Here is a 12,746-nt window from a genome sequence, read left to right on the forward strand (position 1 = left end):
CGCACCGCGGTCCGCCGGCGGAACCCGGCGATGCGGTCGACGTCGGCGGGCTCGGGGTGCTCCCGGGTGGCCAGCTCGGCGATCGCGGCGTCGGGCAGCACCCGTCCGGGCGCGCGGTCGGTCCGCTGGGCGATCTCGTCGCGGGCCAGCCACAGCTCGCGCACCACGGCCATCCCGGTCGGTGTCCGCACGCCGTGGATGCCCGAGGTGCGGCGCCACGGGTCGACCCGCACCGGCGGTGCGGTGCCGGCGGCGGCGGCCAGCGCGGCGAACTCCTGCTCGGCCCAGCCGGCCTTGCCAGCCTCCTCCAGATGGCGTCCCATCACCTCGCGCAGCTCCAGCAGCAGCTCGACGTCGAGGGCGGCGTAGTTGAGCCACTCCTCGGGGATCGGCCGGCGCGACCAGTCGGCGGCCGAGTGCTCCTTGAGCAGCCGGTGCCCGAGCTCGACCTCCACCAGCGCCCCCAGACCCACCCGGGGCCGGTTGAGCAGCCGTCCGGCGAGCTCGGTGTCGAACAGCCGCTGCGGCACCATCTGCACCGCGGCCAGGCAGGGCAGGTCCTGGGAGGCGGCGTGGATGACCCACTCGGTGTCGGCGATCGGGGCGGCCAGCGCGGACAGGTCGACCACACCGTCGACGGCGAAGGCGCGCGGGTCGACCAGGTGGGTGCCCGAGCCGGCCCGGCGTAGCTGGATCAGGTAGGCCTCGGCGCCGTAGCGGTAGCCCTGGGCCCGTTCGGCGTCGACGGCGACCGGGCCGTGGCCCGCGGCCAGCGCGGCGATGGTGGCGGCCAGCGCGTCCGGGGTGTCGACCACCGGAGGGACGCCGTCGGCCGGCGCGGTGAGCACCGGCGGGCCCTCGGCCTCGGGCGCGTCCGAGGCAGGCCGGTCGACCTCGCTCAACGCGTCGGTCCGGTGGGTCGGCGCTTCGGCATCGCGACCACGCCCTCGGGCAGTGCCGGCAGCCCGGCGGCGGTGCAGAGCAGGTCACCCCAGGCCAGGCAGTGCGCCGCCAGCCCCTGCCCGGGGCCGACCAGCGGCGTCCATGAGGCCCGGATCTCCACCTCGGCCCGGGTGCTGCTGGCGTCGGTGGCCAGCGCCCCGAAGGAGTGGCTGGCCACCGAGGTGACCGTGCCGCTGGGCTCGGTGTAGGTCGCGCCCCGCTCGGCCAGTGCCTCCACCAGCCAGCTCCAGCCGACCTCCGCGAGCACCGGGTCGGTGATCATCTCGGGGTCGACCTCGGCGCGGGCGAAGGTCACCAGCCGGAAGGTGCCCTGCCAGGCCGCGTTCCCGGCGGGGTCGTGCAGCAGCACCAGCCGTCCGGTGCCGATCTCGTCCTCGCCCTGGCTGACGTCGGCCGTGACCGCGGCCGAGTGCGGGGCGATCCGCTGCGGGGCCGGCATCTGCTCCACCGCGAGCTCGGGACGCCAACGGACCGACATGAGCTCGCGGACCGCCTCGGTGAACTCAACCGGCGCCGGAGCGGGATCAGTGCGTGCAGCCACCGGACCAACGTAATCGAGCCGCCCGCGGGCTGCCGCGCAGACTCGCCGGTTCGGGGGCCGTCCGGCCTCTCACGCCGGTCCTGCGGCAGCGGAGCGCCTAGCATGCTGCTATGGCAGGCACCGGCGGGAGGCCGCGGCGCAGCGGGGTCGTCAGCAGCGGTCCCCGGGAGGAGATCCTCACCGTCGCGGCCGCGCTCTTCGCCGAGAAGGGCTTCAGCGCTACGCGGATGTCCGAGATCGCCGAGGCATCGGGGCTCCGGCAGTCCTCCATCTACTACTGGTTCTCCTCCAAGGACCAGCTGCTGCGCGCCATCATGGAGCAGAACCGCGTGTCGCTGTCGGCGGCTCGGGTGCTCGTCGACCGGGCGGAACCGGCCGCCGCGAGGCTGTACGTGGTGCTCTACCACGACGTCGTCCAGATGTGCCTGGCACCGCTCAACTTCTACGCCCTCGAGCAGACCGCGCACGAGCAGCCCGAGGAGTTCGCCGACTTCGGGCTCGACTACGCCGAGCTGGTCCGGCTGCTGCGGGACGTGGTGGCGCAGGGCGTCGCCGCGGGGGAGTTCGTGGACGTCGACGACGAGGACGTGGTGCGCACCGCGCTCAGCCTGACCGAGGGCACCCAGCACCGGTTCCACGCCGGCCGTGGCGACGTGGCCGACGTGGCGCGGCGCGCCGATGCGGCCGCCACGATGGCGGTCAGCTCGCTCCTCCGGGAACCGGGGTCGCTGCCCGCGGTGGTGGCGGCGGCGCGGGCGGGTATCGCCGGCTTCGCCGCGACCGGGCCCTGAGCACGCCGAAGGGCCCCGACCGGCGGTGCCGTCCGGGGCCTTCGGGATCCGACGCCTCCTCGGGTCAGCTCGTGGCGAACAGCGCCTCGAGGTCGTCGGGCACGGTCTGGATGATGCCGTACTCGGCGGAGGCGTCGGCGTAGCGCCGCAACGCGTCGAGACCGTCGTCGTTGGGGAAGCCGGGCACGTTGACCCGGGCCATCGTCTCGGCGTCGTAGCCCATCTCCTCGACCGCCACCTCGCGCAGCCGCTCGGGCTCGGCCTCGGCGAGCTCGTTGACCTCGGTCATGGCCGCGGAGAAGGCCGAGACCACCTCGGGGTTGGCAGCGGCGAAGCTGTCGGAGGTGGAGTAGTAGCCGCTGACCTCGCCCGAGAACGACTGCACGCCGGGGGACAGGACGCGCTCGAAACCGGCGTCCAGTCCCGGGGTGAGGAACGGCTCGGAGACCCAGATGGCATCGACGTCCCCGCGCTCGAGGGCAGCGGTCATGTCGGAGAACGGCAGCTGGGTCCAGGTGAGGGTCGAGTCGTCGAGGCCGAGGTCGGCGAAGGCGAGGCGGATGTGCACCTCGCCGATGTTGTGCAGCGTGTTCACGGCGATGTTGGCGCCCTCGAGGTCAGCAGGCTCGGTGATCCCGCTGTCGGGCCGCACGAGCACGCCGTGGTCGTCCTCGTCGAAGGAGCAGCACGGCGCCCAGGCGCTGTGCACGAAGGTCAGTGGCAGTCCGCCGTCGATGGCGGCGAGCTGGCTGACGGTGTTGGAGTAGCCGAACTCGTTGTCCCCGCTCAGCACGCTCGGGATGACAGCGGCCCCGCCGTCGGCGAAGTTCACCTCGAGGTCGAGGCCGTGCTCGGCGAAGACGCCCTCCTCGATGCCGAGGAAGAGCGGTGCGCTGAGGATGGCGTTGATGGTGCCGACACTGACCGGGGTCAGTCCGTCGGGCCCTTCGGCGGCGGCGTCGGGTTCGGTGCTCTGGCACCCCGGGAGCAGGGCGAGGGTCAGCGCCGCGGCGCTGGCGATGGCGAGACGGGTGGCGCGGCTGGGCATGGGCGGTTCTCCTGTCGGTCGTGCGGCGGAAGGTCGGGAGCTCCCGGAGGTGGTCTCAGGCGTCGGCCAGCGCGGCGTCGTGCACCATCTCGCGGATCCGCCCGAACACCTGCGCGCGCAGCTCGGCGAACTCGGGCAGCGACTTGGTGACGATCTGGTCGCGCGGGTGCGGCAGCGGGATCGAGACGATGCGGTCGATCCGGCTGGGCGAGCGGGTGACGATGGCGACGCGGTCGCTGAGGTAGACCGACTCGTCGACGTCGTGGGTGACGAAGACGATGGTGGTGCCCGTCTCCTCGCGCACCTTGAGCAGCAGGTCCTCCAGGTCGGCGCGGGTCTGGGCGTCGACGGAGGCGAAGGGCTCGTCCATGATGAGCACCTTCGGCCGGTAGGCGATGGCCCGGGCGATCGCGACCCGCTGCTGCATGCCGCCGGAGAGCTGGAACGGCTTCTTGTGGGCGGCATCGGCCAGGCCCACCTCGGCCAGCGCCTGCTCCACCGCACGCCTGCGCGACCGAGCGTCGCTGCCGTGCTTGACCAGGGGCAGCTCGACGTTCCTGGCCACGCTCATCCAGGGCATCAGCGAGCGGGCGTAGTCCTGGAAGACCACCGCGAACTCGCGCGGCGGGCCGTCGATCGGCACGCCGTCGATGCTGATGGTCCCGGCGGTCGGCGCGCTGAGCCCGGCGATGCAGCGCAGCAGGGTCGTCTTGCCCGCGCCGGAGGGGCCGACGATGGTGAACATCTCGCCGTCCTGGACGGCGAACGACATCCCGCGTACCGCGGTGAAGCCGCCGTTCGGGCCCGGGTAGGTCTTCTCGAGATCGGTGATGAGGAGCACGTGGTTCTCCCGCTGGAGGTCGGTTGCGTCGCAGTATCGAGTCGGTATTGAAACGGTACGGAGAAGGCGTCTCGGACGGGTGTCGTCCCTATTACCGCTGCGTTTCTTCGGGCGGTTCAGGACGAGACGCGCTTGGGGTCGCACCAGCGCAGCAGCAGGCGCTCGAGCGCGGAGTAGGCGGTCGTGAGCAGGAAGCCGAGCACGCCGAGGACGACGATCCCCGACCACATCGTCAGCAGCTGGAAGGTGGCCTGGGCCTGGGTGATGACGTACCCGAGACCCCGCTGCGCCCCGACCATCTCGCTGGTGACCATCAGGATGAGGCTGAGCGGCACCGCGATCCGCACCCCGACGAGGACCCGCGGGAGGACAGCCGGCACCACCACGCCCAGCGCGCGCCGCAGGCCGGTGACGTGGAAGACCCGGGCGGTGTCGAGCAGGGTGGCGTCCAGCCCGCGGGCCCCGTCGGCGGTGTTGAGCAGGATGGGCCACACGCACCCCAGCGCGATGAGGAAGACCTTCATCTCGTCGCCGACGCCGAACAGCATCATCGCGAACGGGACCAGGGCGGTGGCGGGGATCGCGCGGACGAACTCCAGCGCCGGCGAGACCGTCTGCGCCACCACCGGCACCTGCCCGATCAGGAGGCCCGCGGCCACCCCGACCAGGACGGCCAGGCCCAGTCCGGCACCGAGCGTGCGCAGGCTCGCGGTGAGGTTGTCGACGCCCTCCGGCGTCGGCCAGTAGGCGGCGGTGCGTTCGAGGATCTCCAGCAGCGACGGGAAGTAGATGTTCTCGCTGCTCCCCGAGACCGCCGACCAGGCGAGGACGGCCACGAGGGCACCCAGGACGCCGAGCGCCACGCGCCCCCGCCCGCCGTCGGCCAGCCGCCGCAGCTCCGTCGTCCGTGTCACGCTCATGCCTGTGCTCCGATCCCGTGGCTGACGAACAGGGCGCGCTCCAGGCGCTTGACGACGGCGTTGACGACGATCCCGGCGACCCCGCTGACGACGATGTAGGCGTACATGCGGGCCGCGTTGCCGACGCTGCGCGACATCGTGATCTCGTGGCCGAGCCCGGGGATGCCGATGATGATCTCGGCGGTCACGACGAGGATCAGCGAGGTGGAGGTGGCCAGCCGGGTCGCCGTCGCGAGGTGCGGCAGCATCGCCGCCAGCTGCACCCAGCGCAGCCGCTGCCACAGCGTGAAGCTGTAGGAGCGGGCGGTGTCCAGCGCGATCGGGTGCGCCGACCGCACGCCCGCGATCGCGGGCACCAGCACCTGCCAGAACGAGGCGAACACGGCCAGGAACAGGGCCGACCGCGCGCTGGTGCCGATGGTCAGCACCACGAGCGGGATGAGCGCGACCGACGGGATCGGACGGAGGAACTCCACGACCGGCCGCAGGAACGCCTCCACGGGTCGGACGAGACCGAGCACCGTGCCCACCGCGGTGCCGAGCGGGACCGCGATCAGCAGGGCGAGCAACCAGGTGGAGACCGTGCTGCCGAGGGTCTGCCAGAACGTGGCGCCGCCCAGCTCGACCAGCAGGGCCGCGGCGGTCTGGCTGGCGGGCGGGAAGTAGGACCCCGGCAGCACACCGGTGCGGGTCAGCGCCTCCTGCAGGGCGACGGCGACGGCGAGGGCTAACAGCGGGAGGAGGACCGCGCCGCCCCGGGGTCGGCCGGGGGCGGGGCGTCGGCGGGGCACCCGCGGGGCGGGCCGGGCGAGGGTGGGCAGGACCATCATTCGAACTCCAGGTAGCGCTGGATCTGCAGGTTGCCCCGGCCCGCGGCGTACTCCTCGCGGGTGCGGGTGTAGTCGAAGTGCAGGCGCGAGTAGTCGACCATCTTGTTCGCGACCGGGAGCCGCTCGCGTTCGAAGGCGGTCACCGCGGTCGGCACGTCGGGGTGCTCGCGCAGGCACCGCGCCAGGGTCTGGCCGTCGATCAGGGCCTGGTTGGCGCCCTGGGCCATGCCCGGGAACATCGGGTGCGCGGAGTCGCCCACCAGCAGCGCGCGCCCGTCCGACCACCGCGGCAGGTGGCTGCGGTAGTGGGTGATCTCCCGCCCGATCAGGCTGGCGGGCTCGCTCGCGGCGATGATGGCGGGGACGGGCGTGCCGCTCCAGGAGGAGTACACCTCCGAGACCTGCTCGAGCGTCGTCAGTCCGTCGAGGGTGCCGTACCAGTAGGCGTGCGTCGCGTCGATCGGGATCCACCCGAAGTGCCCGGTCGGTCCGAAGACGTCGGCCTGCACGTCGGTGGGCACGCCCGCCTCGGCACAGGCGAACACCCCCCGCCAGCGGTAGAGCCCCGGGTCGGTGAAGGCGGGCCGCGCCCCGAGCACCCGGGTGCGGATGCGCGAGCCGATGCCGTCGGTGCCCAGCAGCAGGTCTCCGGTGGCGCGCCGACCGTCGGCGAGGTGCAGGGTGATCTGCTCGCCGTCCTGCTGGTAGGTCTCCGCGGTCGCGCCGAAGACGATCTCCTCGGTGTCGAGCCCGGCGGCCAGCATGGCGTTGAGCCGTCGGCGACGGGCACCGGTGATGGGAGCGCCGAGCTCATCGGGCCAGGACGACACGTCGGTGTCGCTGGTCCGCGTGCCGTCGCTGTCGAGGGTCCACCAGCGGTTCATCGACGCCGCCTCGGCGAGGAAGCACTCGCCCAGGCCGAGCCCCTGCAGCACCCGCACGCCGTTCGGCCAGATGTTCAACCCGACCCCGGCGGTGCGCAGCTCGGTGTCCTTCTCGAACAGCCTCACCCGCCAGCCGTCGCGCTTGAGGTGCAGGGCGCTGGAGAGGCCGGCGACCCCGCCGCCGCAGATCAGTGCGGTGGGCATCTCAACCCCTTCCCGGCGTGCCGTGCGGGGCACCCGACGGCCCGACGGCCCCGCCCGTGACGGGGAGACCGCTCAGCCGCTCGATCGCGCGGACCAGAGCCGCGTGGTCCAGGGACCCGTCGCCGGCGGCGCGCAGCCCCTGCACCAGCTGGGTCACCGTGCCGGTCAGCGGCAGTCCGACACCGGCGCGTTCGGCCGCTCCCAGCGCGATCTTGAGGTCCTTGTGGTGCAGGTCGAGCCGGAACCCGGGGGCCAGGTCGCCTGCCAGCATCTTGGGCGCCTTGAGCTCGAGCACCCGGCTCGCTGCCAGCCCGCCGCCGAGGACGGCGAGAGCGGCGTCGAGGTCGACACCGGTGCGGCGCAGCAGCGAGAGCGCCTCGGCCAGCACCGCGATGTTGCCGGCGACGAGGACCTGGTTGGCTGCCTTCACCAGCTGTCCCGAGCCGACCGGCCCGACGTGTGCCGTCGAGCCGGCGAAGGGAGCCACCACCTCCTCCGCTGCGGCGACGTCGTCCGCGGTGCCGCCCATCATCACCGCGAGGGTGCCTGCCACCGCGCCGGACTCGCCGCCGCTGACCGGGGCGTCGACGTAGCGCACCCCGCGCCGGCCCAACCGCGCGGCTGCCGACCGGGCGGTCTCGGGTGCGATGGTGCTGCAGTCGACGACGAGCGTGCCGGGCCGCAGGTGGTCTGCCACACCGTCCGCCGCCGTACCTCCCGGGTCGACCGAGCCGTCGCCGAAGAGGACGGCCTCCACGTCGGGGCCGTCGGGCAGCACGAGGACGAGGGCGTCGCTGGTGGCGGCGAGCTCGTCCGGGGCGGCGGCCAGGCCTCCGGCGGCGACGAGCTCCTCGACGGCGGGCGCCGACCGGTTGTGCCCGACGACCTCGTGCCCGGCTGCGACGAGATGGCGGGCCATGGGGGCGCCCATGATGCCCAGTCCGATGAATCCGATCCGCACGATGGACCTCCTCAGTATCCGCGGGACAGGTCGACGAGGTTGCGCAGCGGCCGTCCCTGCGACAACCGGCTGAGGTTGTCGACGAACAGGTCGACCTGCCGGTCGCCGAGCAGCTGCGAGGCGTGCGAGTCGTGCGGGAGCACCGTCGCTCCCGGAGCGGCCCACAGCGGGTCGTCGGCCGGCAGCGGCTCGGTCACGTGGCAGTCGATGAGGGCGCCGCGCAGGTGGCCGTCGTGCAGGGCGGCGGCGAGCGCGTCCGCGTCGTGGATGGCCCCGCGGGCGACGTTGGCCACCCAGCCGCCGGGCTTCATCGCCGCCAGGGCCGTCGCGTCGACCAGCCCCCGGGTGGCCGGCGTCAGGGGCGCCGCGATGACGAAGTGGTCCGCCCGGGCGAGGGCGTCGTGCAGGTGCTCGGTGGTGGTCGTCTCGTCGAACCCGTCGACGGGCTGACCGGTCCGGTTGACCCCGATCGTCCGGATGCCGAGGACCCGGGCGATCCGGGCGGTGCTGGCGCCGATGTTGCCCGTGCCGAGGACCACCAGCACCGTGCCGGAGAGCTCGCGTGCGGGCAGCTCGACCCATTCCCGGGCGGCCTGGTGCCGCCACCGTTCCCGGAGCATCTTCGCGTCGGCGAGCAGCCCCGCGATGACGGTCTCGGCGATCGCGGGCGCCGAGACGCCCGAGGCGTTCGCGAAGGCGACGCCGTCGGGCACGACGCCGACGAGGTGCTCGGCCCCGGCGCTCATCGACTGGAGGAGCCGGAGCTCAGGACCCAGCAGCACGTCGAGGCCGGAGCGGGTCAGGATGCCCTGCTCGACGTCCAGCGACGGCTTGGAGCCGCTGGTCTCGACCATGATCGCGTGCGGCGCGCGCTCGGGGCCGCGGCCCGCGTTGAGCTGGGAGACGGGCAGGTGCTCCAGCCGGACGTCCGGCGCGGCACCCAGCACGCGGGCGCGTTGCTCGTCGGTCAGCCACAGGCCCTCGTCGGGGTCCTGCGCGTGCTGGACGGCCTTGGGCAGTCCAGCGACGACGACGTTCAGTGCCACGGGTGGGTTCCTCTCGTTGGGTCGGTACGGGTCAGGCGGTGCGGGCCTGGTGGGCTCAGGAGGGAGGGTCGTCGAGGAGGTCGCGGAGGGCCCGGTCGACGACCTGCTGCTCGGCGGCGCGGACGCCGGGACGTCCCGCGACGTGCCCGAGGGGGGACTCGAGCACCCGCAGCTCGCCACGACGCAGGGCGCCGACCTCGCGCTCGTTCTCGCCGACGGTGAAGTACTGGTCGGTGGAGGCGGGCATCAGCAGGGTGCGGGCGGTGATGGTGGCCAGGGCGGCCAGGGTGCCGCCGCGGCCGCGGCCGACGTCGGCCCGCAGCCACATCCGCAGGCTCGCCAGCAGGTCGTCGGCGTGGTGCTCCTCGTGGTCGCGGCCCCAGGAGGACAGCACGTCTGCGGGATCCCGGTAGCCGAACTCGCGGTAGAGCCCCTCGGCGAAGAACTCCTCGCTGTAGGCCCAGCCGGCGTAGACCCGGCCGAAGGCGTTGCGCCCGACCCGCGCCCCGGGTTCCGGGTCGGCTCCGAGGGCGGCCGCCACCGACCCGAGGAACACCTCGTTCACCTCGCTGCAGCGCGCGGCCGAGCACAGGGCGAGGACCGCCTCGACCGACGACGGGTGGCGTACCGCCAGCTCCAACGCCTGCATCCCGCCGAGCGACCACCCCGCTGCCAGCCGCAGCCGTCGCACGCCGAGGCTGGCGAGCACCAGCCTCGCTGCCTCCACGCAGTCGCCGGTGGTGAGCTCGGGGACGACGTCGAGGCCGTGCGAGGGCGAGGTCGAGACGCCTCCGCCCAGGTGGTCGACCACGACGACGAGGTGGCGGTCGGGGTCGAGCGGGCGGCCGGGGCCGATCCAGGGGTCATAGCTGTCGTGGTTGCCGGTGTAGTAGCTGAACAGCAGCACCGCGTTGTCGCCGGTCTCGGCGAGCCGGCCGTAGGTGCGGTACCCGATGACCGCCCCCTGCAGCAGCTCCCCGGACTCGAGCCTGAGCTCGTCGACGTGCAGCAGCACGGTGTGCTCCCTCCGGTGTGTGGCGATGCGGGTCAGAAGAACTTCAGGTAGCGGTTGGTCTCCCAGTCGCTGACCGCGGTGGCGTAGGAGCCCCACTCCTCGCGCTTGTAGTCGACGAAGGCCCGCCAGGCCGTCTCGCCGAGCACCTCGCGGACGAAGGGGTCGGCCTCGAAGGCGTCGACGGCCTCCTCCAGCGTCCGGGGGAGCAGCGTCAGCCCGCGCGCGGCGTACTCCGAGGGCGCGACGTCGTAGAGGTTCTCGGTGTGGAAGTGCTCCAGTGGCAGCTCCTCGCGGATGCCCTCCAGACCCGCCGCCAGCAGCAGGGCGGCCGCCAGGTGGGGGTTGCAGGCGGCGTCCACCGCCCGGCACTCGACCCGGCCGCCGCCGAGCGGGATGCGCAGCATGTTGGTGCGGTTGTTGTTGCCGCAGCTGGCGAAGATCGGGGCCCACGTCGAACCGGACATCGCACCGCCACGGACGAGGCGCTTGTAGCTGTTCACGGTGGGGGCGATCACCGCGCAGATGGCGGCGGCGTGCCGGACGATGCCGGCGGCGAAGTGGTAGCCGATCTCGCTGAGCCCCGCGCCGCGCGGGTCGGCGTCCGCCGCGAAGAGGTTGCGACCGGAGACGGGGTCGGCCAGGGACATGTTGTAGTGCGCGCCCGACCCGGTGCGGTCGGCGAACGGCTTGGGCATGAAGGAGGCGAACAAGCCGTGCTTGCGGGCGATCTCGCCGGCCATCAGGCGGAAGAAGACGACCCGGTCGGCCATCGTGAGGCCGTCGGCGTAGGCGAAGTCGATCTCGAACTGACCCTGCGCGTCCTCGTGGTCGAAGGAGTAGACGTCCCAGCCGAGGTCGTTCATCGACTCGACCAGCTCGGGGAGCCAGCCGAAGTTGTCCAGCAGGGCCGGGACCGTGTAGCAGGCCTTCTCGAGCACGTCGCGGTCGCTGACGTTCTGCGGGCCGTCGGGCCCGTCCCTGAGCACGAAGAACTCCGTCTCCACGCCGAGGTTGAAGCGGTAGCCGAGCTTCTCCGCCGCGCAGATCTGGCGGCCCAGGATGTTGCGCGAGGCGGCGTCGAAGGGCTGTCCGCCCACGTACAGGTCGGACTGGAAGAGGGCGGTGTCCGGTCGCCACGGAAGGACGATCCCGCGCTCCAGGTCGGGGTGGGCCGACAGCTCCTCGTCGCTCACGTCCTGCGGCAGCCCGTCGACCGCAGCCCCGGTGAAGAGCTCCGAGCCGCCGGCCATGTCGACCAGGTGGTCGATGGGCACGACCTTGCCCTTGAGGTTGCCGTGCAGGTCGGTGTAACCGGCGATCGCGTACCGGACGCCCTCGCTCTCGAGCCGCTGCTTGATCTGTGCTGCCACCGCCACCATCGCGATGCCCTCCCTCTGTTCCGATGCTGTATCGAAACCCTAGGGAGCGCTGATGTCGCTCCTCCTGCGAACGCGTTACGGTCGTGTTCCGTCGCCGCGGACGTGGTGCCCGCCCTCGCGCTGCCGGTGGCGGGCGGGCCGGGCGTGCTCGCCCGACTAGGGTGACCGGGTGACGCACCGCGCAGAGCCCCCGACCGGCGACGAGCCCCCGCTGCTGGCAGCGGCACGGGGGGTGGCGCCCAGCCGGGTGCCGGTGTGGTTCATGCGCCAGGCCGGACGCTCGCTGCCGGAGTACCGGAAGGTGCGCGAGGGCATCTCCATGCTCGACAGCTGCGCCCGCCCCGACCTGGTCACCGAGATCACGCTGCAGCCGGTGCGCCGATACGACGTCGACGCCGCCATCTTCTACTCCGACATCATGGTGCCGCTGAAGGCGATCGGGGTGGACCTCGACATCGTCCCCGGCACCGGGCCGGTGATCGCCTCCGCGATCCGCTCCGAGTCCGACCTGGCCCAGCTGCGCGACCCCGAGCCCGGTGAGCTCGACCACGTCGCCGAGGCGGTGCGGCTGCTGGTGGCCGAGCTCGGCGACGTCCCGCTGATCGGCTTCTGCGGGGCCCCGTTCACGCTGGCCAGCTACCTGGTCGAGGGTGGGCCGAGCAAGGACTACAGCCGCACCAAGGCGATGATGGTCGGCGCGCCGGAGCTGTGGCGGGAGCTGATGGAGCGGCTGGCGCGGATCTCGGCCGCCTTCCTCACCACCCAGGTGCGGGCCGGCGCCCGGCTGGTGCAGGTCTTCGACTCCTGGGCCGGCGCACTCGCCCCGGCCGACTACCGCGCCTCGGTGCAGCCGCACACCGCGACGGTGCTGGCGGCGGTGGGTGAGCTCGGGGTGCCGCGGATCCACTTCGGGGTCGGCACCGGGGAGCTGCTCGGTGACCTGGTCGCGGCCGGAGCCGACGTGCTCGGGGTCGACTGGCGGGTGCCGCTGGACGAGGCCTGGCGCCGGGTCGGCGGCGGCGTGGCGGTGCAGGGCAACCTCGACCCGGCACTGCTCGGCGCCCCCTGGCCGGTGCTGGCCGAGCGGGTCCGCGAGGTGCTGCGGGCCGGGGGACGGGTCCCGGGCCACATCTTCAACCTGGGCCACGGCGTGCCGCCCACGGCCGATCCCGACGTGCTGGCGCGCGTCGTCGAGCTGGTGCACGCCGAGGGGCTGGCCCTGCGCGAGGCGGGTGCGCAGCGGGTGGTCGCCGGAACCGCCCCGGTGCGGTGAGCGCGACGCCGGACGTCCCGGCCGGGACGGTGGCCGGGCTGCGGGCCGCG

The 12,746-nt window shown here is 73.2% G+C and carries 13 protein-coding genes; 2 read left to right on the top strand and 11 right to left on the bottom strand.

The window, feature by feature from the left end; genetic code table 11:
* Together DVA66_RS09950 and DVA66_RS09955 are read right to left on the bottom strand one after the other, a co-directional pair.
* A partial coding sequence (locus DVA66_RS09950; protein ID WP_114559944.1) for an HRDC domain-containing protein occupies positions 1-902 on the bottom strand: 902 nt, incomplete at its 3' end.
* A complete protein-coding gene (locus tag DVA66_RS09955) occupies positions 899-1,504 on the bottom strand; it encodes a DUF3000 domain-containing protein (RefSeq protein ID WP_114559945.1) in 606 nt (201 codons plus the stop codon). The genes DVA66_RS09955 and DVA66_RS09950, both read right to left, overlap by 4 nt.
* A 110-nt stretch (positions 1,505-1,614) precedes the next feature.
* On the opposite strand from DVA66_RS09955, the gene DVA66_RS09960 reads away from it, so the two are divergent.
* Entirely contained in the window at positions 1,615-2,295 is a 681-nt protein-coding gene (locus DVA66_RS09960) for a TetR/AcrR family transcriptional regulator (protein ID WP_114559946.1), read from the top strand.
* Between the two features lie 64 nt (positions 2,296-2,359).
* Here the strand turns inward: DVA66_RS09960 and DVA66_RS09965 are convergent, their stop codons facing one another.
* The 9 genes from DVA66_RS09965 to glnT all read right to left on the bottom strand — a co-directional run bounded on the left by DVA66_RS09965 (position 2,360) and on the right by glnT (position 11,414).
* On the bottom strand, positions 2,360-3,343 hold the full coding sequence (locus DVA66_RS09965; protein WP_114559947.1) for an ABC transporter substrate-binding protein: 984 nt from the start codon (positions 3,341-3,343) through the stop codon (positions 2,360-2,362).
* 55 nt (positions 3,344-3,398) lie between these two features.
* Entirely contained in the window at positions 3,399-4,184 is a 786-nt protein-coding gene (locus DVA66_RS09970; RefSeq protein WP_114559948.1) for an ABC transporter ATP-binding protein, read from the bottom strand.
* Between the two features lie 116 nt (positions 4,185-4,300).
* Positions 4,301-5,104 (bottom strand): ABC transporter permease, encoded by an 804-nt coding sequence (locus DVA66_RS09975; protein WP_114559949.1) that lies wholly within the window; start codon positions 5,102-5,104, stop codon positions 4,301-4,303.
* The gene (locus DVA66_RS09980; protein ID WP_114559955.1) at positions 5,101-5,931 is read right to left on the bottom strand and encodes an ABC transporter permease; all 831 of its coding nucleotides are present in this window, start codon (positions 5,929-5,931) and stop codon (positions 5,101-5,103) included. The genes DVA66_RS09975 and DVA66_RS09980 overlap by 4 nt, the downstream gene beginning before the upstream one ends.
* Positions 5,931-7,022, bottom strand: a complete 1,092-nt coding sequence (locus tag DVA66_RS09985; RefSeq protein ID WP_114559950.1) for an FAD-dependent oxidoreductase — start codon at positions 7,020-7,022, stop codon at positions 5,931-5,933. The genes DVA66_RS09980 and DVA66_RS09985 overlap by 1 nt, the downstream gene beginning before the upstream one ends.
* A 1-nt stretch (position 7,023) precedes the next feature.
* Complete coding sequence (locus tag DVA66_RS09990; protein ID WP_114559951.1) at positions 7,024-7,983, bottom strand: NAD(P)-dependent oxidoreductase; 960 nt, start codon at positions 7,981-7,983, stop codon at positions 7,024-7,026.
* Positions 7,984-7,994: 11 nt separating this feature from the next.
* A complete protein-coding gene (locus DVA66_RS09995) occupies positions 7,995-9,029 on the bottom strand; it encodes a D-2-hydroxyacid dehydrogenase (RefSeq protein WP_114559952.1) in 1,035 nt (344 codons plus the stop codon).
* A 55-nt stretch (positions 9,030-9,084) separates the two neighbouring features.
* Positions 9,085-10,044 (bottom strand): alpha/beta fold hydrolase, encoded by a 960-nt coding sequence (locus tag DVA66_RS10000; protein WP_198671636.1) that lies wholly within the window; start codon positions 10,042-10,044, stop codon positions 9,085-9,087.
* 32 nt (positions 10,045-10,076) lie between these two features.
* Positions 10,077-11,414: a type III glutamate--ammonia ligase gene (gene glnT / locus DVA66_RS10005; RefSeq protein WP_198671637.1), complete on the bottom strand. Its 1,338-nt coding sequence runs from the start codon at positions 11,412-11,414 to the stop codon at positions 10,077-10,079.
* Positions 11,415-11,592: 178 nt separating this feature from the next.
* On the opposite strand from glnT, the gene hemE reads away from it, so the two are divergent.
* Positions 11,593-12,696, top strand: coding sequence for a uroporphyrinogen decarboxylase (gene hemE / locus DVA66_RS10010; protein WP_114559954.1), 1,104 nt, complete (start codon positions 11,593-11,595; stop codon positions 12,694-12,696).
* Positions 12,697-12,746: the final 50 nt, after the last annotated feature.

It is taken from the genome of Desertihabitans aurantiacus, assembly GCF_003344635.1.
In the GTDB taxonomy this organism is placed as follows: Bacteria; Actinomycetota; Actinomycetes; order Propionibacteriales; family Propionibacteriaceae; genus Desertihabitans; species Desertihabitans aurantiacus.

Bases quoted from the DNA above. Each gene is read 5' to 3' on its own strand.
- DVA66_RS09975 (WP_114559949.1), bottom strand. From the start codon at position 5,104: ATGAGCGTGACACGGACGACGGAGCTGCGGCGGCTGGCCGACGGCGGG.
- DVA66_RS09980 (WP_114559955.1), bottom strand. From the start codon at position 5,931: ATGGTCCTGCCCACCCTCGCCCGGCCCGCCCCGCGGGTGCCCCGCCGA.
- DVA66_RS09985 (WP_114559950.1), bottom strand. From the start codon at position 7,022: ATGCCCACCGCACTGATCTGCGGCGGCGGGGTCGCCGGCCTCTCCAGC.
- DVA66_RS09960 (WP_114559946.1), top strand. From the start codon at position 1,615: ATGGCAGGCACCGGCGGGAGGCCGCGGCGCAGCGGGGTCGTCAGCAGC.
- DVA66_RS09965 (WP_114559947.1), bottom strand. From the start codon at position 3,343: ATGCCCAGCCGCGCCACCCGTCTCGCCATCGCCAGCGCCGCGGCGCTG.